17 protein-coding genes and 2 pseudogenes are annotated in these 23,923 nt (G+C 61.3%); 14 read left to right on the forward strand and 5 right to left on the reverse strand.

What is annotated here, in order from left to right; translation table 11 throughout:
- The first annotated feature begins 71 nt into the window (after positions 1 to 71).
- Together GQ59_RS25870 and GQ59_RS31420 are read left to right on the forward strand one after the other, a co-directional pair.
- Entirely contained in the window at positions 72 to 995 is a 924-nt protein-coding gene (locus GQ59_RS25870; RefSeq protein ID WP_152564463.1) for an AraC family transcriptional regulator, read from the forward strand.
- A gap of 222 nt (positions 996 to 1,217) precedes the next feature.
- Positions 1,218 to 1,418: pseudogene (locus tag GQ59_RS31420) on the forward strand (IS6 family transposase); the annotation flags it as partial.
- Positions 1,419 to 1,454: 36 nt separating this feature from the next.
- Here the strand turns inward: GQ59_RS31420 and GQ59_RS25875 are convergent.
- Complete coding sequence (locus tag GQ59_RS25875) at positions 1,455 to 2,375, reverse strand: LysR family transcriptional regulator (RefSeq protein ID WP_037086824.1); 921 nt, start codon at positions 2,373 to 2,375, stop codon at positions 1,455 to 1,457.
- Positions 2,376 to 2,515: 140 nt separating this feature from the next.
- Between GQ59_RS25875 and GQ59_RS25880 the strand changes: the two genes are divergently transcribed.
- The 8 genes from GQ59_RS25880 (at position 2,516) to GQ59_RS25915 (ending at position 13,375) form a co-directional block, all read left to right on the forward strand.
- Entirely contained in the window at positions 2,516 to 4,561 is a 2,046-nt protein-coding gene (locus GQ59_RS25880) for a hydantoinase/oxoprolinase family protein (protein ID WP_037086827.1), read from the forward strand.
- On the forward strand, positions 4,561 to 6,186 hold the full coding sequence (locus GQ59_RS25885; RefSeq protein ID WP_037086828.1) for a hydantoinase B/oxoprolinase family protein: 1,626 nt from the start codon (positions 4,561 to 4,563) through the stop codon (positions 6,184 to 6,186). Before GQ59_RS25880 ends, GQ59_RS25885 begins: the two co-directional genes overlap by 1 nt.
- A 7-nt stretch (positions 6,187 to 6,193) precedes the next feature.
- Positions 6,194 to 7,240 (forward strand): SIS domain-containing protein, encoded by a 1,047-nt coding sequence (locus tag GQ59_RS25890; protein WP_037086829.1) that lies wholly within the window; start codon positions 6,194 to 6,196, stop codon positions 7,238 to 7,240.
- 133 nt (positions 7,241 to 7,373) lie between these two features.
- Positions 7,374 to 8,267, forward strand: coding sequence for a fructoselysine 6-kinase (locus tag GQ59_RS25895; protein ID WP_037086830.1), 894 nt, complete (start codon positions 7,374 to 7,376; stop codon positions 8,265 to 8,267).
- A gap of 11 nt (positions 8,268 to 8,278) precedes the next feature.
- The gene (locus GQ59_RS25900) at positions 8,279 to 9,982 is read left to right on the forward strand and encodes an ABC transporter ATP-binding protein (RefSeq protein WP_037086831.1); all 1,704 of its coding nucleotides are present in this window, start codon (positions 8,279 to 8,281) and stop codon (positions 9,980 to 9,982) included.
- Complete coding sequence (locus GQ59_RS25905; protein ID WP_051904215.1) at positions 9,979 to 10,956, forward strand: ABC transporter permease; 978 nt, start codon at positions 9,979 to 9,981, stop codon at positions 10,954 to 10,956. Before GQ59_RS25900 ends, GQ59_RS25905 begins: the two co-directional genes overlap by 4 nt.
- On the forward strand, positions 10,953 to 11,789 hold the full coding sequence (locus GQ59_RS25910; RefSeq protein WP_037086847.1) for an ABC transporter permease: 837 nt from the start codon (positions 10,953 to 10,955) through the stop codon (positions 11,787 to 11,789). Before GQ59_RS25905 ends, GQ59_RS25910 begins: the two co-directional genes overlap by 4 nt.
- 50 nt (positions 11,790 to 11,839) lie before the next feature.
- Positions 11,840 to 13,375, forward strand: a complete 1,536-nt coding sequence (locus tag GQ59_RS25915) for an ABC transporter substrate-binding protein (RefSeq protein ID WP_244448068.1) — start codon at positions 11,840 to 11,842, stop codon at positions 13,373 to 13,375.
- Positions 13,376 to 13,552: 177 nt separating this feature from the next.
- Here GQ59_RS25915 and dinB read toward each other — a convergent pair whose 3' ends face one another.
- Entirely contained in the window at positions 13,553 to 14,650 is a 1,098-nt protein-coding gene (dinB, locus tag GQ59_RS25920) for a DNA polymerase IV (protein ID WP_037086852.1), read from the reverse strand.
- Positions 14,651 to 14,811: 161 nt separating this feature from the next.
- Here dinB and GQ59_RS32420 point away from each other — a divergent pair, with 161 nt between their 5' ends.
- The 4 genes from GQ59_RS32420 (at position 14,812) to GQ59_RS25940 (ending at position 20,588) form a co-directional block, all read left to right on the forward strand.
- The gene (locus tag GQ59_RS32420) at positions 14,812 to 14,982 is read left to right on the forward strand and encodes a hypothetical protein (RefSeq protein ID WP_156376365.1); all 171 of its coding nucleotides are present in this window, start codon (positions 14,812 to 14,814) and stop codon (positions 14,980 to 14,982) included.
- A 158-nt stretch (positions 14,983 to 15,140) separates the two neighbouring features.
- Positions 15,141 to 15,902 (forward strand): ImuA family protein, encoded by a 762-nt coding sequence (locus GQ59_RS25930; RefSeq protein ID WP_037086857.1) that lies wholly within the window; start codon positions 15,141 to 15,143, stop codon positions 15,900 to 15,902.
- Complete coding sequence (locus tag GQ59_RS25935; RefSeq protein ID WP_084683296.1) at positions 15,817 to 17,334, forward strand: Y-family DNA polymerase; 1,518 nt, start codon at positions 15,817 to 15,819, stop codon at positions 17,332 to 17,334. Before GQ59_RS25930 ends, GQ59_RS25935 begins: the two co-directional genes overlap by 86 nt.
- Positions 17,331 to 20,588: an error-prone DNA polymerase gene (locus GQ59_RS25940; protein WP_037086863.1), complete on the forward strand. Its 3,258-nt coding sequence runs from the start codon at positions 17,331 to 17,333 to the stop codon at positions 20,586 to 20,588. The genes GQ59_RS25935 and GQ59_RS25940 overlap by 4 nt, the downstream gene beginning before the upstream one ends.
- A 163-nt stretch (positions 20,589 to 20,751) precedes the next feature.
- Here GQ59_RS25940 and GQ59_RS25945 read toward each other — a convergent pair whose 3' ends face one another.
- From GQ59_RS25945 to GQ59_RS25955, 3 genes and pseudogenes are all read right to left on the reverse strand, one after another.
- Positions 20,752 to 21,582 carry an aldo/keto reductase gene (locus tag GQ59_RS25945; protein WP_037086866.1) on the reverse strand — a complete coding sequence of 277 codons (831 nt, stop codon included), beginning with the start codon at positions 21,580 to 21,582 and terminating at the stop codon, positions 20,752 to 20,754.
- 74 nt (positions 21,583 to 21,656) lie between these two features.
- Positions 21,657 to 22,536, reverse strand: a pseudogene (locus GQ59_RS25950) (NmrA family NAD(P)-binding protein).
- Positions 22,537 to 22,569: 33 nt separating this feature from the next.
- Positions 22,570 to 23,853 carry a serine hydrolase domain-containing protein gene (locus GQ59_RS25955; protein ID WP_037086868.1) on the reverse strand — a complete coding sequence of 428 codons (1,284 nt, stop codon included), beginning with the start codon at positions 23,851 to 23,853 and terminating at the stop codon, positions 22,570 to 22,572.
- Positions 23,854 to 23,923 lie beyond the last annotated feature (70 nt).

Raw genomic sequence — 23,923 nt, forward strand, 5'->3', positions numbered from 1 at the left:
CTACAGGAGAAGCGATGATGCCGGCGAGCCGCCACGTATTGCCGTGGCCCGTGAAACAACCGGAGCCCCGCTTGAATACGCCATTGCTCTCTGCAGTATCGGCCTACATCGAAGACCAGGGTGGCGGGCAAGGCCTGTTCCCGACGGCCATAGAAGGCTTCAACATCGTCCGCTCGTTTCAGTCGATGATGCCCATGCGAAACATCTACCGGCCGTCGCTATGCGTGGTACTGGAGGGTGCGAAGGAGTTGCAGTTTGGCGACGAACATCTCAACTATCGAACCATGGAGTGCTTGGTCGTCAGTATCGGGGTCCCGGCAACCGGAAGGATCGTTGAGGCCAGTGCTGCAACGCCTTATGTCGGCGTCATGGTCGACTTCGATGTCGCAACTGTGCGCGAAGTTCTCGAACAATTGGATACACCACCAGCGCAGTCCGACACGACCGGTCCTTGCGCTTTCGTCGCCAAAGTGGACCAACCGCTAGCGGATTGTATTCTCCGCCTGGTTCGACTGCTGGCGACTCCGAAGGCAATTCCGATCCTGGCGCCTTCGATCGTGCGCGAGATTTGTTATTGGCTGTTGAGCGGCCCGCACGGCGGTGAGATCTGCAAACTCGCGTGCCCGGAATCAAACATCGAACGTGTGGTAAGGGCCGTGTCGATGCTGCACACCAACTTCGCGGACACTTTGCGCGTCGATCAACTCGCGGATGTTGCGCGAATGAGCCCGTCGTCGTTTCACCAGCACTTCAAGGCACTGACCTCGATGACGCCGCTCCAGTTCCAGAAGCAATTACGCCTGCTTGAGGCGCGCCGCCTCATGGTCACGCAGGCGGCCAACGTCGCCGAAGCTGCCTACAAGGTCGGCTACGAGAGCGCGTCGCAATTCAGCCGAGAATATTCAAGAGCTTTTGGCATCGCGCCCAAACAGGATGCTCTGAACCAACAGCGCCTCCACAACGCCTACGCAAGCCGCACCGTACGACCCGTGTAGGCTCATCAGCGAGCGTTTGCCGCAGCCGAGCAACCGAAAAAGCTGAAGTCGACAAGCATGTCCGCGGCTGGGAATCATCAAGCAGGTATTACGACTCCCAGGGTGGCAAGCCTCGGTCGGCTGACCCGTTCTGCGCGCAGTCTCGTTCCTGAGAAGGTGAGCCGGAAATCAAGCCAATCCGCGTTCGGCATCTGACGCTCCAGGAGGATTACCGTCGCATTCCATCAACCGACACGACGGTGAGAGCGGATCATGAAAGGTTTCAAATCAGCCCGGCATCTCCAGGGTTTCGTCTCCATTCATGACCCCGCTGCCAATCTCTTGCGTATTCCACGTCACGATATTCCATCCGACCATCACCGCGAACTCAGAACTGCAGCGATGCAAATGTGGAACGAAATCGCACGCCTGAACGCCGCGTGAGCGATAGCGGTGAGCGAGACTTTTCACCCTAGCGCTTTAACATTGCGTTGCCCCATCGCGGGGGTCTTGCTCCAAAACTTCCTTGAGGCTGGCAACGAAAGTCTGCGCAGCAAGTGAGAGGGGGCGGCGTTTGGGGATGATCATTCCCACCGAGACCGGAATACGCGGCTCGAACTGGCGCACGGCGATGTGGTCGAACTCATTGGCATCCCAAACCGAGAAATGATCGACGAGGGCCACCCCGCGCCCTCTCTCCACGAGGCGCCGGATAAGCTGGCTCTGGTTCGAGATCAGGCTGTTCGAAGGCCGAACGCCTTCGTCGGAAAGGGATCGGAAGATCGCCGCGCCAAACGGAACCGAGCGCGGATAGGTCACGAACGGCTGGTCGGCGATGTCGCTGGCAAGGATGATGCGATGTTTTGCGAGGTTGTGATCGGTTGGCATGATGCAGACCATGGAGGAGGTTTTGAGCGTCTGCGTCATCAGGTCGGCCTCATGCTCGGGATGGTGCACCAGGCCGAAATCATAATTCCCGCGGCTGACATAGGTGTGGATCTTGTCGGAGTCGAGCAAGTCCACCTGGACCTGGACCCCGGGATATAGATTGTTGAAACGCTCGATAGCCATCGGGATCAGGGCGGTGCTGAACGCTGAAAGTATGCCGATATTTACATAGCCTTGCGACATGGTGGTGAGATCGAGAGACAGGTTCTCGAACAGCACTAGTTCGTCCATCAGCCGCGTCGCATGCGCGAAAAGCAGCTCTGCCTCGGGCGTCGGGCGCAGCCGGCCGGCACTGCGCTCGAACAGTTTGACGCCCGCAAAATCCTCAAGCTGCTTCAACGACTTGCTCGCGTTGGGCTGCGTCGTATGCAGCACAAGTGCCGCCTCCGTGACCGAGCCTGTTTTCATGAAGGCGGCCAGGGTGTCGAGATGGCGCAACTTGATCCGGCGCATGATGGATCTCCAGAGTATGCCAAAAGGGAATGGAAAGCTCGAATAATTGAATTTTACAAGATGCGCCATGTCTTTCTAGGTTGCTGGTCATTACAGGACAGGCGGAAGCGGAAGCCGACGCCCAAAGCACGAAGATTATCATGGGCAACATCAGGGTTGGCATCGATGTCGGCGGGACCTTCACGGATTTCACCGTACTCGACGATGAAACGGGCGGCATGCGCCACTTCAAGGTGTCCTCGACACCGCATGATCCTTCCGAGGCGATCGAGATCGGCATTGCCGGCTTTGCCGAGCGCGGCCTGCAGGCCTCCGACGTGGTCCATTTCGGTCATGGCACGACGGTCGCGACCAACATGGTCATCGAGCGTCGCGGCGGCAAGACGGGCCTCCTCACCACCGAAGGCTTCCGGGACGTTCTGGAAATCGGGCGCCAGACCCGCCCCGACCTGTTCGACATGAGCATCCGCAAGCCCTATCCGCTGGTCGTGCGTCCGCTGCGCCTGGAAGTCGCCGAGCGCCTCGGTCCCGGCGGTGAAGTCATCGTTCCTCTCGATGAAGCCGGCGTGGAAGACGCTGCAAGGCGTTTCAAGGCAGAGGGTGTCGACGCCATCGCCATCGGCTTCCTGCATTCGTATCGCAATGCCACCCATGAGCGGCGCGCAGCCGAGATTGTCCGCAAGCATCTGCCGGATGTCTTCATCAGTCTGTCGAGCGACGTGCTGCCGGAATTCCGTGAATACGAGCGCATCTCCACCACTGTGATGAACGCCTATCTGATGCCACGCATGGACGGCTATCTCGATCGCTTCATGAAACGCTCGCGCCAGGCAGGCATCGAAGCGAGGCCTTATACCATCCATTCCAATGGCGGCCTGATGTCAACCGAGACGGCGCGCAAATATCCGGTGCGGACCTGCCTGTCGGGGCCTGCGGCCGGTGTCGTCGGAGCAGCGCTCGTTGGCAAGGCGGCGTCCTTTCCCGACATCATCACCTATGACGTGGGAGGCACTTCCACCGACATCGCTCTTATCGCCGGCGGCAAGCCCGCCTATTCGGCCGACCGTGATGTGGCCGGATATTCGATCCGTTGCGCCATGGTCGACGTCAGCGTCATCGGGGCAGGCGGAGGCTCCATCGCCTGGCTTGACGATGCCGGCGGCCTCAAGGTCGGCCCGCAGAGCGCGGCGGCGGTTCCAGGTCCGGCTGCTTACGGCAACGGCGGAACGGATGCAACGATCACGGACGCTAACATCGTCCTCCAACGCCTGAACCCGGTTGCGCTGCTTGATGGAGCCATGCCGGTCAATCGCGAGGCAGCGCTGAGTGCGATCAGCGCGGTTGCCGAAAAGATCGGCCGCAGCGTCGAAGACACCGCTTGGGGCATTATCCGGATCGCCGTCGCCAACATGGCGCGTGCCATCCGCGCCGTGTCGATGGACAAGGGCCACGATCTCAAGCAGTTCGCGCTGATGGCCTTCGGCGGCGCAGGCCCCCTGCATGCCTCGCTGGTTGCGGCAGAAACCGGCCTCGACACTGTCATCATCCCGGAATCGCCCGGCACCATGTGCGCCCGCGGCGTGCTTTTGTCGGACGTTACCCGCGATTTCGTCTCAACCCAGATCAAGCGGGCCCAGGGCGAAGGCTGGACCGAAATCACGATAGCCCTCGGGGGCCTTGAAAAACAGGCCAGGGAATGGCTTGAGGCGGAGACCATCCCCGACGACAAGTGCGCGGTGCAGCACATCGCAGAAGCCCGCTATGCAGGCCAGAACCACGAAATTCGTGTCGAAGGCATCCTGTCGAGTGCGGAGGATTTCGCGGCTCGTTTCGCCGAAGCCCACCGCATCGTCTACGGTTATGCGCTGGACAATCATCCGGTCGAGATCGTCAACCTGCGTGTCCAGGCGATCGGCCACGCCGGTCTGCCGCTGCAGACGGTGGAAAGCGCTTCCGGCACCATGGCGGATGCCAGGACTGGCGAGCGCGACATGTATGTGGGCCCGGAAGGTGGCTGGAAAACTGTGCCAATCTACAAGCGTGCGCTGATGCCGCAGGGGGAAAAATTCGTCGGCCCAGCCATTGTCGAGGAACCGACCTCCACCGCCTATGTGCTTCCCAATCAGACCGGCGTCGTCGACGCCTATGGAAACCTCATCCTCAGCTTTGTGAAGGACCGTGCGTGATGCAGCAGCACGTTAAACCAACACGCGAGTTCGACGCAATCGAAATGGAGGTCTACTCCAACCGGTTCATGTCGATCACAGACGAGATGGGGCTCAGCCTCGTTCGTTCGTCCTTCTCCACCAACATCAAGGAGCGCAAGGACTGCTCCGTTGGCCTGTTCGATGGTAAAGGGCGCCTGGTCGTCCAGGCATCGCACATCCCCGTTCATTTGGGGTCGCTGCAGGGCGGCGTAGCGGCTGTGCTCGAGAATTACAGGCTCGAGGACATCAAGCCGGGCGATGCGTTCATCTGCAACGATCCCTATCTGGCGGGCGGATCGCATACGCCGGATATCTCCATCCTCACGCCCGTCTTCTATCAAGGCCGCCTTTGCTTCTTCGCCGCCAATCTAGGTCACCATTCCGACGTTGGCGGCGGCGTGCCTGGCTCCTGTGATCCGAGCCAGACCAGTATCTTCGCGGAAGGCCTGCGTATTCCCGTGCTGAAGATCGCGCGCGAGGGCGTGCTCGATGAGCAGATCGTCAAACTCATCAGCACCAACAGCCGCGATCCACTGGAGCGCATTCTCGACCTCAAGGTACAGATCGCCACCAACGAGATCGGCCAGCGGAAGCTGGTGGCCCTTGCCGACCAGTTCGGCATCGCCACCGTCGAGGAGGCGATCGACGATCTGATCGCCTATTCGGAAAGCCGGCTGCGCAAGCGCATCAAGGAGATGCCGGACGGCGTCTATAAAGGCGAAGCCTTCATCGACGGCGATGGCATTGGTTTCGATCCCTGCCGTATCCAGGTCGCCATCAACGTGAAAGGCGAGGGGATCACCTTCGACTTCACTGGCACCGACAGTCAGGCGCGAGGCGCGGTCAATATTCCCAAGACCGCCCTCGACGCCACCTGCTATTACACCATCAAGGCGCTCCTGGACCCGTCGCTTCCGCCGAATGAAGGCATGGCGTCGCCGGTCACCATCATTGCCGAGGAAGGCACGTTGGTACGGCCGAAATTCCCAGCAGCCGTCGGCATCCGCTCGACAAGCTGCCAGCGCGTGGTGCGCGCCATCTTCCAGGCGTTCGCCGATGTTCTGCCCCGGGAAAAGGTGTTCGCCTCTTCTGCCGACATGAATGCGACCATGATCTTCTTCGGGCCCCACAAGACCCGCGAAGGCAGCTTCGTCTATCTGGAAACGGTTGGCGGCGGTGCCGGCGCGAGCCTCGATCACGATGGCATGAACGGCATTCAGGTTCACATCACCAACACATCGAACCTGCCGGCCGAAGCGCTCGAAATCGAATATCCGCTGATGGTCCGTCGTTATGCGCTCGCCGACGGGTCGGGTGGCAAGGGTCACACCGCGGGCGGGATGGGCATTGTTCGCGAGGTCGTCGCCATGACGGACGGCATACGGGCCAACGCATCCTGCGAGGGACTGCGTACTCCAGCCGACGGCGTCTTTGGCGGCGGACAGGGCGAGGTTGCGCGGCTGAAATTCGGCACTGCCGACGGCACTGTGACCGAATACGACATCTCGATCACCAATATCCCTATGAACCGTGGCGACAGCCTGTTCCTGCAAACGCCGGGCGGCGGCGGCTTCGGTCGCGCGCCTGAACTGATTGGAGAATAAAACTATCATGGCTCTCGAAAACCTGACGCCAAGCGACGAAGAGATCAAGTCCGCCCCGAACCCGAATTACCTCGAAGGTGACTATCTGAAGGGCGTCCTGGAGATGACCTTCCGCGACGGCAACCCGCTGGCAGAAAAGCTGGTGGAGGACATCTTCTCTTCGCGTGAAATCGACACCGTCTATCTGGTCGGCGCCGGCGGCTCGAATTCTTACATCGAACCGATCAAGTACATCCTCGACAAGTATTGCGACTTGCGCATCGAGCGCATCAACTCGACCGAGTTTGAAACGCGCCGCCCCAAGCCTGTTAACGAGAAGGCTGTCGTGCTTCTTACCTCGCATAACGGCGAGACCGAAGACACTGTGGTTGCTGCCCGCTGGGCCAAGACCACCGGCGCGGTTACAGTTGCGCTCACCTCCGGCCACGAAAGCGGTCTGGCAAAAATCTGCGACTACCTTCTGCCCTACAGCAAGGAGCTGCCGGGCATGCCGAAGACGATGATCGCTTATCTTTTCGCCGCCTACCTGCTAAAGCACCTCGGCAACCCGGTCGGCGCGCAACTGGTGCGTGACATCGAAGCGATGCCGACCAAGCTTCACGACATCAAGGATGCCGAGCGCGAGCGTGGCATGGAACTCGCCCGCCGCTACAAGGACGAGAACATCTACTACGTGCTCTCCAGTGGTATCCTCTCGGGCCTCAATTATCAGTACTCGATCTGCATCTTCAACGAAATGCTGTGGCTTGATGCATCCGATATCCATTCGGGTGAATTCCGCCATGGTCCGTTTGAAGTTGCCGATCCGGAGATGGCTTATGTATTCCTGATGGATAATGGCGAGAACCGCAAGATCGACCAGCGCGCGCTGAAGTTCACCCGCCGCGTCACCGACAAGATCATCACTTTTGACGCCGGCCGATACGAAAACGTTTCGCCGCTGCTGTCGCCCTTCGTGATCGGCGTCACCTGGTACTGGTTTGCCCACACGCTGTCGGTCTTGCGCGAACATCCACTGTCCGTTCGCCGCTACATGTGGAAGGTCGATTACTGATGATCAGGCGCCCACCCGCATGGTTGTTTCTGCCGCGCGCGAGTTCGTCGTGGTTCGGCACGGCATCGCCGCCGCAGGCGGGCGCTTTCTCCGGCGCACCCTATGTCTTTCATGAAAAGAAGGGGACCGAATAATGATCACGCCCGACACATCTTTCAACACGTTCAAGGTGCTGGGGCTCGGCGATAACGTTGTCGACCGCTACCTCAACACCGGTAAGATGTATCCTGGCGGAAATGCCCTGAACTTTGCTGTCTATGCAAAGATGCTTGGGGCCGATGCGGCATTTCTGGGTACTTTCGGCACCGATGCCGCCGCGCGGCATGTTCAGGCAACGCTTGAAGCGCTTCGCGTGCCGGCAACGCACAGCCGTGTTTTCGAAGGCGAAAACGGCCACGCGGATGTGCGTGTCGTCGACGGAAACCGCGAGTTCGTGTTCTCCAATAAAGGTGGCGTAACCCGGGAAAAACCGTTCACGCCAAGCCAAGGCGACATCGCCTACCTCTCCGCCTTCGCACTGGTGCACACGAGTTGCTACAGTCACCTCAACCGGCATCTCCCGCTACTGAAGAATGGCAGCCGTCTGCTGTCCTATGATTTCTCCTACCGCTGGCAGGTCGAGGACCTAATCGCGCCGGTCACGCCGCACCTCGATTTCGCCGCCCTGTCGGCAGGGGATGTCGGGCGCGACCGCGCATTGGAAGCGCTGCGCGAGGCGGTCGGGCATGGCTGCGGCTTGGCTCTCGCGACGCTCGGGCCAGAGGGCGCTGTTGCCTATAATGGCAAGGACTTTGTGTCCGTTGCACCCGTACCCACCGATGTCGTCGACACGCTCGGCGCAGGCGATGCATTCATCACCGCGACGCTGCTAACGCTGGTTGCCGGTGGCTGGAAGCGCGGCGAGCACGTGGGGCGGCAGGCCATCCAAGCAGCGATGAAAAAGGGCTCGGAATCTGCCGCCGAGATCTGCCGGATCGAGGGCGCGTTCGGCTATCCGGCACCCATCCAATCGCAAATCACGGCTTGATCGGAGGCGCGATGCTGGAAGTCAGGAACCTCTCCATTGCTTTCAAGACCCGCGACGGACTGAAGTCTGCGGTGCGCAATATCGACTTCACCATCGGGCCGGGCGAAATACTCGGTCTGGTCGGGGAAAGCGGTAGCGGCAAGACGATCACCTCGCTTGCGGTGATGGGCTTGCTCCCGCCGAATGCAGTGGTCACGAGCGGCGAAGTTCTGGTCGACGGCACCGACATGCTTCAACTCGGATCGGGTGAACTGCGCAAGCTGCGCGGCCGGCATATCGCGATGATCTTCCAGGATCCGATAGCATCCCTCGACCCGATCTTCACCTGCGGTGACCAGATCATCGAGGCGATCCGGCTTCACGAAACGGTTGGCAAGGCGCAGGCCCGCCAGAGGGCGATAGAACTCCTTGACAAGGTCAAAATTCCTGATCCCGAGCGCGCCATGCGGGCCTATCCGCACGAGCTTTCCGGCGGCCAATGTCAACGCATCATGATCGCCATGGCGGTCGCCTGCAAACCCCACATCATCATCGCCGACGAACCGACCACGGCGCTCGACGTGACAGTGCAGAAACAGGTTCTCGATCTGCTGCGCGGCCTTAACGAAGAGGTGGGGGCGGCTATCCTGCTGATCACCCACGACCTTGGCGTTATCTACGAAGTCGCGGACCGGGTCGTCGTGATGTATTCCGGGGACAAAATAGAGGAGGCGACCACCGCCGATCTCTTCAATAATCCCAAGAGTGGTTATGCCAAGGCACTGATAGACTCGATGCCGACGCCCGGCGGCCAGCATGACCGCCTGCCGGTGATCGAGCGTGACGCGCTTGGCAACGTGTTCAGCGTCCGACCCGAGCCGCGCGTCCGTTCGAGCAACGTCGCGGCAGCACCGGACGCGAACGCTTCACCGCTGCTCGAGATCAGGGATCTGGTCAAATCCTACTGGATCAAGCCTGCACCGCTTGCGATGCCGGTCGAAATGCGCGCCGTGGACCGTGTCAGCCTGAGCATAGCGCCGCGCTCGACGCTTGGGCTGGTTGGCGAATCCGGTTGCGGTAAAAGCACCCTTTCGCGCGCCGTCATGCGGCTCTATCGCCCCGACGCCGGCGAAATCCTGTTCAAGGGACAAGATATCGCCAGCCTCTCGGAAGGCGAGATGCGGCCGTTCCGGCGTGAGATCGCCATGGTCTTCCAGAACCCTTATGGCTCCCTCAATCCGCGCAAGACCGTCGCCGAGCTTGTCGAAGCGCCGTTGGTCATCTTCGGCGAAGGTACCGCGACCGTTCGTCGTCGCCGCGTCGCTGGCCTGCTCGAGGCAGTCGGCCTGCCGGCTACGGCTGCGGCGAAATATCCGCATGAGTTTTCTGGTGGACAGCGACAGCGGATTGCCATTGCCCGGGCCCTCGCACTTAATCCTTCGCTCGTGATCTGCGATGAGGCTGTCTCGGCTCTCGACGTTTCCGTACAGGCGCAGGTGCTCAACCTGCTCAAGGATCTGCAGGTTGAGTTCGACTTGACCTATCTCTTCATTTCCCACGACCTTTCCGTGGTCGAACATGTCAGTGACACGGTCGCCGTCATGCAGAAGGGCCGCATCGTCGAATACGGCTCGGCAAAGGCAATCTTCGCCAATCCCAAGGAAGCCTATACCCGGATGCTGCTCGATGCGGTGCCGACCATCGGTTCGGACCGTGTCGGAAAGGGGGGCGCGTGAACGCCTCTGTTACCGGAGCTTTGCTGCTTGTTGGACGAAAGCTTCTGACGGCCTTAATCCAGTTGCTGGTGATCGCTACGTTGATCTTCTCGGTCATGTACATCATGCCGGGTGATCCGGTGCTGCTGTTGCTCGGCGCCGACAGCAATCCCTCGCCGGAAGCCGTCGCCTCCATGCGCAGCCAGCTTGGCCTGGATCAGCCGGTCGTGTCGCAGTATTTCGTCTGGCTGTGGAGGGCGCTGCGTCTGGATTTCGGGGTGTCGCTCGCCAACGGCTATCCGGTTTCGAGATATGTCCTTTCCAACTTGCCTCGCACCCTGGAACTTGCCTTTGCGGCGATCATCGTCGCGACGCTGATCGGTGTCCCGCTCGGCATTGCCGCTGCCCTCAAACGTGGCAGTCTGCGTGATACGATCCTGACGTCAGTCGCGACGATCGGGATTTCTGTGCCTGTCTACATCATGGGCACGATGCTCGTTCTGTTCTTCAGCCTGAAACTCGGCTGGTTGCCGGCCAGCGGCTATACGGACATTTCGCGAAACGCACTTGAGCATTTCCGCAAGCTCGCCCTCCCGGCCTTGGCACTCGGATTCGGCCTTGCCGCCTCGATCGCACGTATGACGCGCTCGTCAATGCTGGAAATCCTTGGACGGGATTTCGTGCGGGCGCTACGGGCAAAGGGCATGTCGGAGCGACGCGTCATCTGGCAGCACGTGCTGCGCAATGCGGCAATCCCGATCGTCACCATCATCGGGCTGCAGCTTGGCAACCTGATGGGTGGCACGGTGCTCGTCGAAGCGATGTTCAATTGGCCGGGGCTCAGCACACTGCTGGTGGGCGCGGTATCCGCCCGCAACTATCCGCTGGTCCAGGGCGCGATGCTTGCCATTGCTGCGCTTTTCATCGGCATTAATTTGCTGGTCGAACTGCTGTATAGCCTGCTCGACCCGCGCATCAGGAGGAAGCGCACGTGACCTCCCGCACCCTTGGCCTCGCTCGCAGTCAGCCGGCATTCGTCGCAAGTCTTGCCGTACTGGCGATCGTCCTTCTGATGGCGATCTCCGGCGGCTGGCTCGCGCCCCACGACCCATTCACGCTGAACCCGCAGGCCGTCAACCAGGGCAGCTCCGCCAGCCACTGGCTGGGAACCGACGAATTCGGCCGCGATCTGCTGAGCCGCCTTCTTATCGGCATCCGTCCGACCCTCATTGTAGCGCTCGGCGCCACGGTGATCTCGGCCGTGTTCGGCAGCCTCCTTGGAATCGCCGGCGCTTACGGACGCCCGTGGTTGTCCTTTCTGATCATGCGTGCGGTCGACATCATGTTGAGCTTTCCACCAATTCTGCTTGCGCTGCTCGCCGTCGGTTTCTGGGAAAGCGGTGTTCTCAGCCTGACGGTCGTTATCGGCGTGCTCTATATCCCGCACTTTGCCCGGGTTGCTCATTCTGCCACGCTTCAGGTGACACGCCAGGAGTTCATGGAAGCCGAGCATGCCATGGGAGCCTCGGTGCGGCGTGTCGTCTTCACGGCGATCCTGCCGAATATCCTGTCGCCGCTGGTCGTCCAGGCGACGCTGACGGTAGCCGCGGCCATTCTCCTTGAATCGGGCCTGAGTTTCCTCGGCCTCGGCATTGTGCCGCCGGAGCCGTCCTGGGGCCAGATGATCGGAACCGCCCGCGGCTATCTCGGCCAGAACCCGATGTATGTGATCTGGCCATCCCTTCTTCTCGCGCTGACAGTGCTCGCCATCAACGTGGTGGGCGACCGGTTGCGCGACATTCTCGATCCACGTCTCAGGGAGGAATAGACGACATGGAAAAGACGAATAAACAAGCACAAGCAAAAAAGGGGTACAGCATGAAGAAATCAGTTCTCGGGCTTATCTTCGCCCTCGCATCCAGCGTTTCGGTACATCAGGCCCTGGCGGCTGAGGGCGGTACTCTCTACTTCGGTCTATCCGGTGAGCCTTCCACGCTCGACAGCACCATTAATGCGGGAACGCCGGCCCGAACGATCCGGCTCGCCATTCACCGCGGCCTCGTCAACTATGGCGCTGACGGAAAGCTGTCGCAGGAGCTTGCGCAGTCCTATGAAGTTTCAACAGACGCACTGACCTATACGTTCAAGTTGCGGAACGCGAAATTCCACGACGGGTCGCCGGTGACCGCGCAGGATGTGAAAGCGTCCATCGAGCGCATCACCGCGGCGGACAGCAAGGCCACTTATCGAAATGAGCTGGGCGTTATCAAAGCGATCGATACGCCCGATGCCAACACCGTCAAGCTGACGCTTTCCAAGCCATTCGTTCCGCTCATCCACTACCTGGCGCTTCCGGAATCGGCCATCGTGCCCGCCGCCTGGATCAGAGATCACGGCAAGGATCCGAACGCAACGCCGATTGGCGCCGGGCCTTTCAAGTTCTCCACCTGGGAACGTGGTCGCGAATTGACCGTCGAAAAGTTCGAGGGATATTACAAGAAGGGCAAGCCTCACCTCGATGACGTCCACTACGTCTTTTATGCCGACGAAAATACGCGCGTGAATGCGCTGAAATCGAGCGACGTCGACATCATCGATTACGTTCCGTGGAAGGACGCGGCCTCGATCGAGGCCGATTCCAATCTGAAGCTGGCCAGCACGACTGGCCCTTTCATGATGCTGCAGTTCAACACCAAATTCGAGCCGTTTTCCAAGCCGGAGGTGCGGCAGGCAGTATCTTACGCCATCGATCGAGCCACGGTCATCAACACGGCCTTCAATGGCCGCGGCACGCCAATCTACGGAATTGCGGTTCCGGAAGGATACATGGGCTATTCCAAGGAGAAGGCCAACTACTTCAGCTACGACATTGCCAAGGCTAAGGCACTGCTGGCGAAAGCGGGTTATCCGAACGGCTTCGAGGCACGGCTGTTGTCGACCGCCCAATACGGCTTCCATAACAATACCGCGGTCGCGGTGCAGGCGGAGCTCGCCAAGATCGGCATCAAGGCGAAACTCGATCTTCCGGACTGGTCCGGCCGCATCGCCAAGAACAACGCTGGCGATTATGATTTTCTTGTCGCGGGTACTGCAGGCGACATCGCCGATCCCGATTGGCTCAGCAATTTCTTCTACGGCGGTCAGCAACTGGTCCGGCTCAACAATTCGGCCCATTTCAACGACCCGGTTATCAACGAACTTCTGGACAAGGGGCGCATCACGCTCGAGGCGGGTGAACGCGAGAAGATCTATGGCCAATTTGTCGATCGGGCACTGGAGCAATCGCCCTTCGTCTACCTGATGTGGCGCGACCAGAGTTTCGGCTTGCGTAAGGTCGTCAAGGGGTTCTCCAATATTCCCGGCTTTCTGACATTTCAGTCCGGTATCACGGTGGAGGATACCGAGGTGGAGTAGGCGGTTAAAACCGCTGACGTCATCGTCCCCGATCTTTCAGGTCGGGGATAATGCAGCATGGCACCGGACCTTGAGGTTATTGGGCCGCGAATATTGGCGATGGGCCACAACGTTTGTATGTCGGGAATTGGCGCAACGCTACCTTTGGGTGTTGCCGAGTTCAACAGGTCGATCTGCTCAAAGATCCAGCGCGAACTGCCGATCGTCATCGTTGCTGCTGCTCTCTAGCGATGATAGGGTTACGCCAAGCAGGCGCACGCCTTTCTGCGTCGGAAACTCGCCTGACAGGATGACATTGCAGAGCTTCGCAAGCTCGTCCGCACCGCCGATAGGCATTGTGGTGGATCGGCTGCGGGTGACCTGCTTGAAGTCGGCATATTTGATCTTCACGGTCGCCGTCCGTGCCCAGATATCGTTCGCTTCACAATATCGCCAGACCTTGTCGACCAGCGGTGCAATCCCGTTCATGGCCTCGTCTAGGCGATGGATGTCGTCCCGGAACGTATCTTCCGCACCCACAGACTTGCGCACGCGGTCCGACTTGACCTCCCGATTGTCGATACGCCGGGCGATCCCGTGGAAATACGGGCCGGACTTCCCGAAATGCTCCTGCAGGAAGGCCAGCGATTTCTCCTTCAGATCGGCGCCGGTTTCAATGCCGTAGCGCTTCATGCGCTCGGCGGTCGCCGGGCCGACACCGTGGAATTTCTTGACGGGGAGGGCTTCGACAAATGCCGGGCCGTTTTTCGGCGTGATTACCGCTTGCCCATTGGGCTTGTTCAAGTCGCTCGCCATCTTCGCCAGAAACTTGTTGTAGGAAATCCCGGCGGAGGCATTGAGGCCCGTAAGCGTCTTGATCCTGGTACGGATTTCCTCGGCAATCTCGGTCGCGATCACCATGCCCTTCAAGTTCTCGGTCACGTCGAGATAGGCTTCGTCAAGGGACAACGGCTCGATCAGCGGGGTGTACTCGGCAAAAATCTCCCTGATCTGCAGCGAGATCGCCTTATAGGCGTCGAAACGGGGCCGCACGAAGATCAACTCCGGACATTTCCGCTTGGCGGTGACAGACGCCATTGCCGAATGAACCCCGAATGTCCGCGCCTCGTAGCTGGCGGCCGCGACCACTCCGCGGGCCTCTCCATGCCCGACCGCCACCGGTTTGCCGCGCAGCTCGGGATTATCCCGCTGTTCCACTGACGCATAGAAGGCATCCATGTCGATATGGATGATCTTGCGCGGTCGGCTGTCGCCAGAGGAGGGTGGTTCAATCATGGTTGCACGCTCAGGACTTGGCCCACTCAATCAGCCGATTGCGCCACTTTCAAGAGACCGGGAAACGCCAGCTCGCAGGGTCGGTCGGCCGCTTCCTCACTAATCCTTTCGCATCCCATCGCCAGGCGCCGGCGCAGCTGCTCAAGTGACGGGATGGAGCCATGAAGACGCACCAGCTTCTTCCGGTCGAGAAGGCCATGTCGATGGCACCGGCGGCATTCGACCTCGATCGTAGCCGCCTTGATGCCGCGAAGAGTAACCTGGTGGGCCATCGGCTCTGGGATTTAGCTCCAAATTTTTCCCGGCCTGTAACTCATTTCCCATGCCTTTGATCTCCCTTTCGAATCCCTGGCCGGCCCGCCAGCATCCGGAAGCCACTTGGCCGCCCATGCGCTTATGCCGATTGACTCATTAAACAAATAAGAACAAAAGAGGAACATAGTCTCATCCCCGCCCGTTGAAAAGGTCTCATCTTGGAATCGTCAACAGCATGCAAAACCGCGCACCAAACGTTGGTATCGAAGAACTTCGCGAGCGCATCGAAAGCCTCGGTGGCTCAGGTTTGCGGAAACGGGAGGTGCTTCCCTTCGGGATCGCATCGATCGACCGGCACCTGCCGGGCGGTGGTCTGGCACTCGGCGCGCTGCACGAGGTTGCCGGGGGCGGCAATGGTGCGCTCGACGGCGCGGCCGCGGCACTGTTTGTCGCTGGCATCGCGGCCCGAATACACGGCAAGATCCTGTGGTGCCTGACGCGGCGGGACCTGTTCATGCCGGGGCTGGTACAGGCCGGGCTTTCCCACAATCGGGTGCTGATGGTCGAATCCTTGGATGAAAAAGGCGTCCTCGACTGTTTCGAGGAGGGATTGCGCTGCGGCGGGCTCGGCGCCGTGGTGGGCGAGGTCGCCCGCATGACGATGACCAGCTCCCGCCGCCTGCAGCTTGCTGCCGAAACCACCGGCGTGACCGGCATCGCAATCCGCCGCTGGCGCCGCCAGTCGGAGGCTTCCGACTACGGTCATCCGACCGCCGCGGTGACGCGATGGCGGATTTCCGTCGTTCCCTCCGAACCCTTGCCGGTCCCCGGTATCGGCCGCCCTCGGTGGTATCTCGAACTCCTTCGTTGTCGTGCCGCGGAAAGTGCTGATTATGTGGTCGAAGCCTGCGATGCCCAGGGTCGTCTCGGTCTATCTGCCGACCTGGCCAACCGATCGCCATCGCAAGATGCTTGGGCCGCAAGCGCCAACCGCTGAAACGCCCCTGGTCATGGTCGGCCGGGAAGGGGGCCGGCGCCTCATCATGGCCGCAGATGCCGCGGCACTGGCAGCCGGGCTCCGGGTCGGCATGACGGCTGCCAAGACACAGGCGCTGGTCAGCAATCTGCTCATCGAAGACCTGCGTCCCGACGAGGACCGGCGTGAACTGGACCGCCTGGCCCTCTGGTTCCTCGGCAATTATGCGCCGATCGTCGCCGTCGATCCGCCGGACGGGATCGTTATCGAAACAACCGGCGCCGACCATCTGCACGGCAATGAGACCCTGATGCTCACCGGCATGATCAACCGGCTGCGGGCCATGGGTTTTGCCGCCCGCGCGGCGATCGCCGACAGCCGGGGCGCTTCGCATGCGCTCGCCAGATACCGTGCCGATCCGTTTCTGGTGATATCGGAAGGCGGCACCCCGGCCGCGGTGCTCGATCTACCTATCGCAGCGCTGCGCCTGGAGGCCGGGCTCGTGGCGTCCTTGCGCACACTCGGCTTCGAGCGGATCCGCGAGCTGGAGGCCACCCCGCGCGCACCGCTTGCCCTGCGTTTTGGCCCGGAGATCGGCCGAAGGCTCGACCAGATCCTCTGCAGGGCCGTCGAGCCGATTGATCCGATCCGCCCATCTGAGGTTATCGAGGTGCGCCGCGCCTTCGCCGAGCCGATTTCCGCGGCCGAAACCATTGCCCGTTATGTGGGGAAGCTGGTGAAGGCCATCTGCGGCCTGCTGGAGGAACGGGGCCTCGGCGTTCGGCGCCTCGACCTCCTCTGTCATCGTGTCGATAGTGGCGTGCAGGTGGTGAGGGCAGGGACCGCCAAGCCGGTGCGCGACGTCCAGCGGCTGACCCGCCTGCTCTGCGACCGGATCGACACCATCGACCCCGGCTTTGGCATCGAAATCCTGGTCCTGTCGGCCAGCCGCGCCGAACCGCTCGACGCGGTCCAGTCGGTCTCGTCGCTGATCGAAGAGTCGGTGGCGGATGTCAGCGGCCTGGTCGATGTCATCGCCAATCGCGGCCATCGCATCTATCGCATCGCCGCGGTGGAGAGCGACGTCCCGGAACGGTCGTTCATGCTGGTCCCGCCGCTCGCCGAAGACGACGAGGTGGGCTGGCCGATGCACTGGCCGCGGCCGTCACGGCTTTTCCTGCAGCCCGAGCCGATCCAGTGCATCGCACCGCTGCCCGACCATCCGCCGGTGCGGTTTACCTGGCGCGGCATCCGCCATGTGGTCAAGCGGGCCGATGGGCCGGAACGAGTGTTCGGGGAATGGTGGAAACGCGACAAGGAACTGGTCGCGGTCAGAGACTATTTCTCGGTGGAGAATGCGGCCGGCGAGCGGTTCTGGATCTACCGCCAGGGCGATGGCGAACATGCCGACAGCGGCTCCGGAAGCTGGTTCATCCAGGGGATGTTCGGATGAGTGATGGGCCTCAATACGCTGAACTGCAGATGACCTCTCACTTTTCTTTCCTGCGCGGGGCCAGTTCCTGCGACGAGCTGTTTGCCACGGCTGCCGCCCTTGGTATCGAGGCTCTGGCTGTGACAGATCACAACAGCTTGGCCGGTATCGTTCGCGCCCATCAGGCGGCGAAGGATACCGGCATCAAGCTGATCGTCGGCTGCCGTCTTGACCTGCGCGACGATGTCTCGGTTCTCGTCTATCCGACCGATCGACCGGCCTATTCCCGGCTCTGCCGCCTGCTGTCAATCGGCAAGGTCCGGGCGGGCAAGGGCAAATGCGATCTTGGCTGGGATGACCTGGTTGCCTATGGCGAGGGCCTGCTGGTCGTCCTGCTTCCCGATCTCGCCGACGATCTCTGCGCCATCCGGTTGCGCCGCCTGAAAGCGGACTTTGCGGACCGCGCCTATCTGGCTCTGACGCTGCGACGGCGGCCCAACGACCAACTGCGGCTGCATCAGCTTTCCAATCTCGCCGCCCAAGCCGGCGTGCCGACGGTCGTCACCAATGATGTGCTCTACCATGACCGCGATCGCCGCATGCTGCAGGACATCGTCACCTGCATCCGCCACAACACGACGATCGACAAGCTCGGCCATCGGAAACAGCGCTTCGCAGACCGTTATCTGAAGCCGCCGGAGGAGATGCACCGCCTGTTCAGGCGATATCCGGAAGCCCTGGCGCGGACCCTGGAGATTACGAGGCGCTGCAAGTTTTCGCTCGATCAGCTCGCCTATCAATATCCCGAAGAAATCATGATGCCCGGCCTGACGGCACAGCAGGCTCTCGAAAAGCTTGTCTGGGAGGCCGTCCCCAGCCGCTATCCGGAAGAGCTGCCCGACGATGTGGAAGCCGTCCTCAAGCACGAACTCGCCCTGATCGCCAAGCTCGACTATGCGCCATACTTCCTGACCGTGAACTCGATTGTCCGGTTTGCCCGCTCCAAGGATATCCTGTGCCAGGGCAGGGGCTCGGCTGCCAATTCAGCAGTGTGTTATGTGCTTGGCATCACCTCGATCGATCCGTCCCGCAACGACCTGCTGTTCGAGCGCTTCGTGTCGGAGGAACGACGGGAACCGCCGGACATCGACGTGGATTTCGAGCACGAGCGCCGGGAGCAGGTAATCCAATGGGTCTATGAGACCTACGGCCGGCAACGGGCCGCGCTTTGCTCGGTCGTCACCTGCTATCGCGCCAAGGGTGCACTCCGCGACGTCGGCAAGGCCTTGGGCCTGCCGGAAGACCTGACCAAGATGCTCTCGTCGAACGTCTGGGGCTTCAGCGAGGAGATCGGCGAAAAGGATGCCAAGCAGCTCAATCTCAACGCCACCGACCGCCGCCTGAAGCTCGCGCTGGACCTTTCCCGGCAGCTCATCGGCACGCCCCGGCACCATTCCCAGCATCCGGGCGGCTTCGTACTGACCCAGGACCGGCTCGACGAACTGGTTCCCATCGAACCGGCCGCTATGGCGGGCCGGCAGATCATCGAATGGGACAAGGACGATATCGATATTCTGAAATTCATGAAGATGGATGTGTTGGCGCTGGGCATGCTTTCCTGCATGAAACGCGGGTTCGACCTGCTTGAAGAGCACAAGGGCATCAGGATGGATCTCGCAACCATCCCGGCCGAGGATCCACGCACCTACGCAATGATCCGGCGCGCCGACACGCTCGGCACCTTCCAGATTGAAAGCCGGGCGCAGATGTCTATGCTGCCGCGCCTGAAGCCGGAGACCTTTTACGACCTTGTCATCGAGGTCGCCATCGTGCGCCCCGGTCCGATCCAGGGCGATATGGTGCATCCCTACCTGCGACGCCGCGAAGGCAAGGAAAAGGTCGAATATCCGAGGCCGGAACTGCAGAATGTGCTCGGCAAGACGCTTGGCGTGCCGCTCTTCCAGGAACAGGCCATGCGGGTGGCGATCGAATGCGCCGGTTTTACCGCCGGTGAGGCCGACCAGCTTCGCCGCGCCATGGCAACGTTCAAACATACCGGCGGGGTCTCGAAGTTCGGAACCAAGCTCATCGAGGGCATGGTTGCCAGGGGCTATGAGCGCGAGTTCGCGCTCAAGACCTTCTCGCAGCTGGAGGGTTTCGGCTCCTACGGTTTCCCGGAAAGCCATGCGGCGAGTTTCGCCCTGATCGCCTATGCCTCCTCCTGGCTCAAATGCTGGCATCCGGAGGTTTTCTGCACCGCTCTCCTGAACGCCCAGCCGATGGGCTTCTATGCCCCGGCGCAGATCGTCCGCGACGCCCGGCAGCATGGCGTCGAGGTTCGGCCGGTCTGCGTCAATGCCTCGCGCTGGGACTGCACGCTCGAAGAGACGGGGGAGGGGAGGCTTGCCGTCCGGCTCGGCATGCGGATGGCGAAAGGCCTGGCCAACAAGGACGGCGCCGCCATCGTCGCTTCCCGAGAGGACGAGCCGTTTCAGTCGGTTGATGACCTCTGGCGACGCGCCGGCGTGCCGTCGGCGTCCCTGGTCAAGCTGGCGGAGGCCGATGCCTTCCAGCCCGCGCTCAAGCTGGCGCGTCGCGGCGCATTGTGGGCCATCGAAGCGCTACGGGATGAACCCTTGCCGCTGTTTGTCGCCGCAGCAGCTCGTGAACAGGCGGTAATCCCGGAGGCAATCGAACCTGCCGTCGAACTGAAACCGATGACCCAGGGCCGTGAAGTGGTCGAGGACTACGGCCATGTTGGTCTGAGCCTGCGCGAACACCCTTTGACTTTCCTGCGGAAAGATCTCGCCAAGCGCCGCATCGTCACATGCGAGGAGGCGATGAACGCGCGGGACGGCAAATGGCTCGAAGCCGCCGGTCTCGTATTGGTCCGCCAGCGGCCCGGCTCGGCCAAAGGCGTCATGTTCATCACCATCGAGGATGAGACCGGCATCGCCAACCTTGTGGTCTGGGTCAAGACCTTCGAAAAGTACCGCCGTGTCGTTCTCGGCGCCGGCATGGTCGGCGTCTATGGCAAGATCCAGCGCGAGGGGCAGGTGGTCCATCTGGTCGCTCATCGCCTCACGGACCTGGCGGTCGAGCTTGCCAGCGTGGGCGATCGCGACGGGGCCTTCCCGTTACCTCATGGCCGTGGCGATGAATTCCATCACGGCAGCCCGGCGCCGGATCGGCGCGGCATGCCGAAGATCCGGGACATCGTCGATCCCTATGGTCATATTGAGCAGATCAGGGTGAAGACGCGGGACTTTCGATGAGGGATGATGTTCGTAATCCGTCATCGAGACCGATCTGTGGAACGACTGCTATGCGCCCGCATTTCGGTCGTTCCCGCCAATAGCCCTGGCTCCAACAAGCAGACGTTGCTTGGCTGAATCGAGTTGTATCCTGAGCGGAATTCGAAATTGGAGAACCTGTATTTCAGATCGTTGCAGCGTCCCAGTCTGGAGCAAAAGGTGGGTCAACGTAGCGTAGGTTCTTCGGCAGAGCCGCGATCGCCGCGCGGTCCTCCTCGTCGAGGTAAATGTTGAGCGCATCGAGATTGGCTCGCTGGCTGGAGGGGCGAGCGGCTTTGGGAATGGCGATGACGTTTTCCTGATCCAGAAGCCAGGCTATGGCGATCTGGGCGGCGGTGGCGCTGTACTTCTCACCGATCCTGGCGAGAACGGAATCCTTTGCGGCCCGGCCTTGCGCAAGCGGCGCATAGGCGGTCATCGCAATACCCTTGCGGCGAAGGTAATCCAGCATCGGCGTCTGCGACAGGAACGGATGGTATTCCACTTGATGAACGGCGATGGGGGCGCCGATTTCCTCGACCGCGTGCCGGATCATGGGCAGGTTGAAGTTGCAGAGGCCGATGGCGCGCGCCAACCCTTCCTCCTTCAGTTTTGTGATTGCGTCCAGCGTCGCAGCCACGTTCATGTCCGCCGATGGCCAATGCACGAGAAAGAGATCGATATGGTCGAGGCGAAGCTTGTCGAGGCTCGTGTCGAAGGACCGGCGCAGGGCATCGGGGGAGAGCTTGTCGTGCCAGACCTTGGTGGTGACGAAGAGGTCAGCGCGGTTTATGCCGGAGGCCGCGAGCGCCGCGCCGATGGCGGCCTCATTGTCGTACATGGCGGCGGTATCGATGTGGCGGAAGCCGAGGGCAAGCCCGCTTTCGACCATCGGTCGGGCGGAATCGCCCGGCATCCGGAAAGTCCCCAGTCCTAACCGGGGGATAGCGACACCGTGAGTCTCAATCGTTTCCATGATCGTTCCTTTCGAGTTGCGAGGGACGCGGCGGCAGAGGCAGAAGCCGTCCACCGCCCGTCCTCCCGGCGGGCTCAGGCGGTCTCGCTCGCCGCCGCCTGCCGGACCAGCGCTTCGATCACCTGCGCAAGTGAGGTCGTGCCCCTGACACGGTTTCCGCTATTGGCCTTGAAGTCGATCCAGCCTTCTGAAACCGTCGAGCATACGCATGCGCGGCTGCGGGTGACGCGTACCCTGGGCACGGAACAGGTCCTCCCAGCTTGCCCGCGGAACGATCTCCACCCGAACCGGATGCCCGAGCACCGACGCGAAGGCATTGGCGAGATCGTTGGGTGAGACCCGAGCCGGGCCTTCCAGTTCCACCACCCGCTTGCCGATCCATCGCTCGCGGATCAGATCTGCGGCAAGCCGGCCGATATCCTGCGTCGCGACCATGGCGAAGGTCTTGTCGGCAGGCTGGAGGAAGCTGTGCAGCACGCCTTCGTCGCGGGCCGAGGCGATGTCCCAGGCCGCATTTTCCATGAACCAGCCGGGCCGCAGGAAGGTGACGGGAAGATCGAGCTCGCCGAGGGCTTCTTCCAGCATCGTCCGTTGGCTCAACAGATTGTCCACGTCCGCATCGGCGCCGATGGTGGAGAGGCAGACGACCCTTTCGGGACGGGCGGCAAGGAGAGCGGTCGTCAGCACCTCATTCAGCTTCGCTGCTTCCGGATAGCCGGGCGCCGGATCAAATTCCGACGGCGGCAGGATGAAGACGCCCTTGGCGCCCTTGAACGCGGCGGCAAGCCGCGTTGCGTCGCCCATGTCGGCAAAGGCGATCTCGCAACCCCGCTTGCGCCAGATTTCCGCCTTGGCGGGATCGCGCAGCACCGCACGGACCGGTTCTCCGGCTTCGATCAGGGTTTTCGCCAGCGCGCCGCCGACCTTGCCGGTAATTCCTGTAATCGCATACATGATATGTCTCCTGGTGTTGAGGTCGGGAATCGATCAGGCGAGGCCGTCGTAGAGACGGCGCTCGAATGTGCCGTAGAGCTTCACGACCTTTTCGTCGTAGAAGGGCAGAAGCTGGGTGAAGATGGCACCGATCACCTTCCTGACCGGGTCGAGCCAGAAATAGCAGTTGAGCAGGCCAGCCCATGAAATGCTGCCCGCCGACCGACCGTTCGGACCGGGCAGCGTGTTGATGTCGAACGAATATCCCCACTTGTGGGGCTCGCCGGGAAACTGGTCGAAGCTGCGCGAATAACCGGACTGGGCCGTCGTCATGGCGTGCACGTCGAGATCGCCGATCTGGTTTCGCATCATCGACGCGACCGTTTCCGGCTTCAGCACGCGCCCGCCCTTGTGGGAGCCGCCGTTCAGCAGCATCTGCAGGAAGGCCATGTAGTCGCGTGGCGTGCTGAAGGCGCCGCCGCCACCCATGAAGAATTCGGGCCGTTGTGGCATTTCGAAGGGTGCGGGTGTCAGTCCGCCGTCCGCGCTCCTGTTGTGGAAGGTGGCGACCCTGGCCTTCTGCTTGCTGCCGATCAGGAAGCCTGAATCGGTCATGCCGAGCGGGGCGAAGATGTTCTCGCGGAAATAGACCTCCAGCGACTGGTCGCTGACCGCTTCCACCAGCTTTCCGACCCAGTCCATGCTGATGCCGTATTGCCAGCGATCGCCGGGATCGAATTCGAGCGGTGCCAGGAAAGCACCGTTTTTGCAGGTAGCTATGTCCGGCATTCCTGTGATCTGCTCGTAGCGCGTCAGCGCATCGCTCCAGATCGAATAGGTATAGCCGGAGGTGTGGGTGAGCAGGTGACGCACCTTGATGGCACGCTTGGCCGGCCGCAGGCGTGGCTGGCCGTCGCCGTCGAAACCCTCCAACACCATCGGATTGGCGAGTTCCGGCAGATATTTCGCCGCATCGTCCTCGGGATCGATCCTGCCCTGCTCGATGAGTTGCATGCAGGCCGTGGCGGTGAAGGCCTTCGTCATGGACAACAGCCAGAACAACGTATCGGCGCGCATCGTCGCTCCGGTAACTGTATTGGCCTTTCCGAAGGTCCCTTCGTAGATCACGCCGTCCGGTCCTGCGGCTGTGGCGACGACTCCTGCCACGGTCCCGTCGCGAACGGCCTGCTCCATCGCCATATCGATCGGTTTGAAATTTCCGGACCGCGCTTGCGGTTTGGCTGCCAGCGCATGAACCGGCGTATTCGCAGCGGCTGTACCGGCTGCCAGCAAGAGGCCGCCGCGCGCCAACAGGCTTCTGCGTGAGATCGCATTCATGGATGAATTCCTTCTCTGCGAGGCCGGAGATTTGCGCGGTCCCGACATGCCGCCGGGCGCTGAGGAAGTA

The sequence above is a fragment of the Neorhizobium vignae genome, assembly GCF_000732195.1.
GTDB classification, from domain to species: domain Bacteria; phylum Pseudomonadota; class Alphaproteobacteria; order Rhizobiales; family Rhizobiaceae; genus Neorhizobium; species Neorhizobium vignae.

Coding starts and splice junctions, on each gene's coding strand:
- GQ59_RS25875 (WP_037086824.1), bottom strand. CDS start 2,375: ATGCGCCGGATCAAGTTGCGCCATCTCGACACCCTGGCCGCCTTCATG.
- GQ59_RS25880 (WP_037086827.1), top strand. CDS start 2,516: ATGGGCAACATCAGGGTTGGCATCGATGTCGGCGGGACCTTCACGGAT.
- GQ59_RS25885 (WP_037086828.1), top strand. CDS start 4,561: ATGCAGCAGCACGTTAAACCAACACGCGAGTTCGACGCAATCGAAATG.
- GQ59_RS25890 (WP_037086829.1), top strand. CDS start 6,194: ATGGCTCTCGAAAACCTGACGCCAAGCGACGAAGAGATCAAGTCCGCC.
- GQ59_RS25895 (WP_037086830.1), top strand. CDS start 7,374: ATGATCACGCCCGACACATCTTTCAACACGTTCAAGGTGCTGGGGCTC.
- GQ59_RS25900 (WP_037086831.1), top strand. CDS start 8,279: ATGCTGGAAGTCAGGAACCTCTCCATTGCTTTCAAGACCCGCGACGGA.
- GQ59_RS25915 (WP_244448068.1), top strand. CDS start 11,840: ATGAAGAAATCAGTTCTCGGGCTTATCTTCGCCCTCGCATCCAGCGTT.
- dinB (WP_037086852.1), bottom strand. CDS start 14,650: ATGATTGAACCACCCTCCTCTGGCGACAGCCGACCGCGCAAGATCATC.
- GQ59_RS32420 (WP_156376365.1), top strand. CDS start 14,812: ATGAAGACGCACCAGCTTCTTCCGGTCGAGAAGGCCATGTCGATGGCA.
- GQ59_RS25930 (WP_037086857.1), top strand. CDS start 15,141: ATGCAAAACCGCGCACCAAACGTTGGTATCGAAGAACTTCGCGAGCGC.
- GQ59_RS25935 (WP_084683296.1), top strand. CDS start 15,817: ATGCCCAGGGTCGTCTCGGTCTATCTGCCGACCTGGCCAACCGATCGC.
- GQ59_RS25940 (WP_037086863.1), top strand. CDS start 17,331: ATGAGTGATGGGCCTCAATACGCTGAACTGCAGATGACCTCTCACTTT.
- GQ59_RS25945 (WP_037086866.1), bottom strand. CDS start 21,582: ATGGAAACGATTGAGACTCACGGTGTCGCTATCCCCCGGTTAGGACTG.
- GQ59_RS25955 (WP_037086868.1), bottom strand. CDS start 23,853: ATGAATGCGATCTCACGCAGAAGCCTGTTGGCGCGCGGCGGCCTCTTG.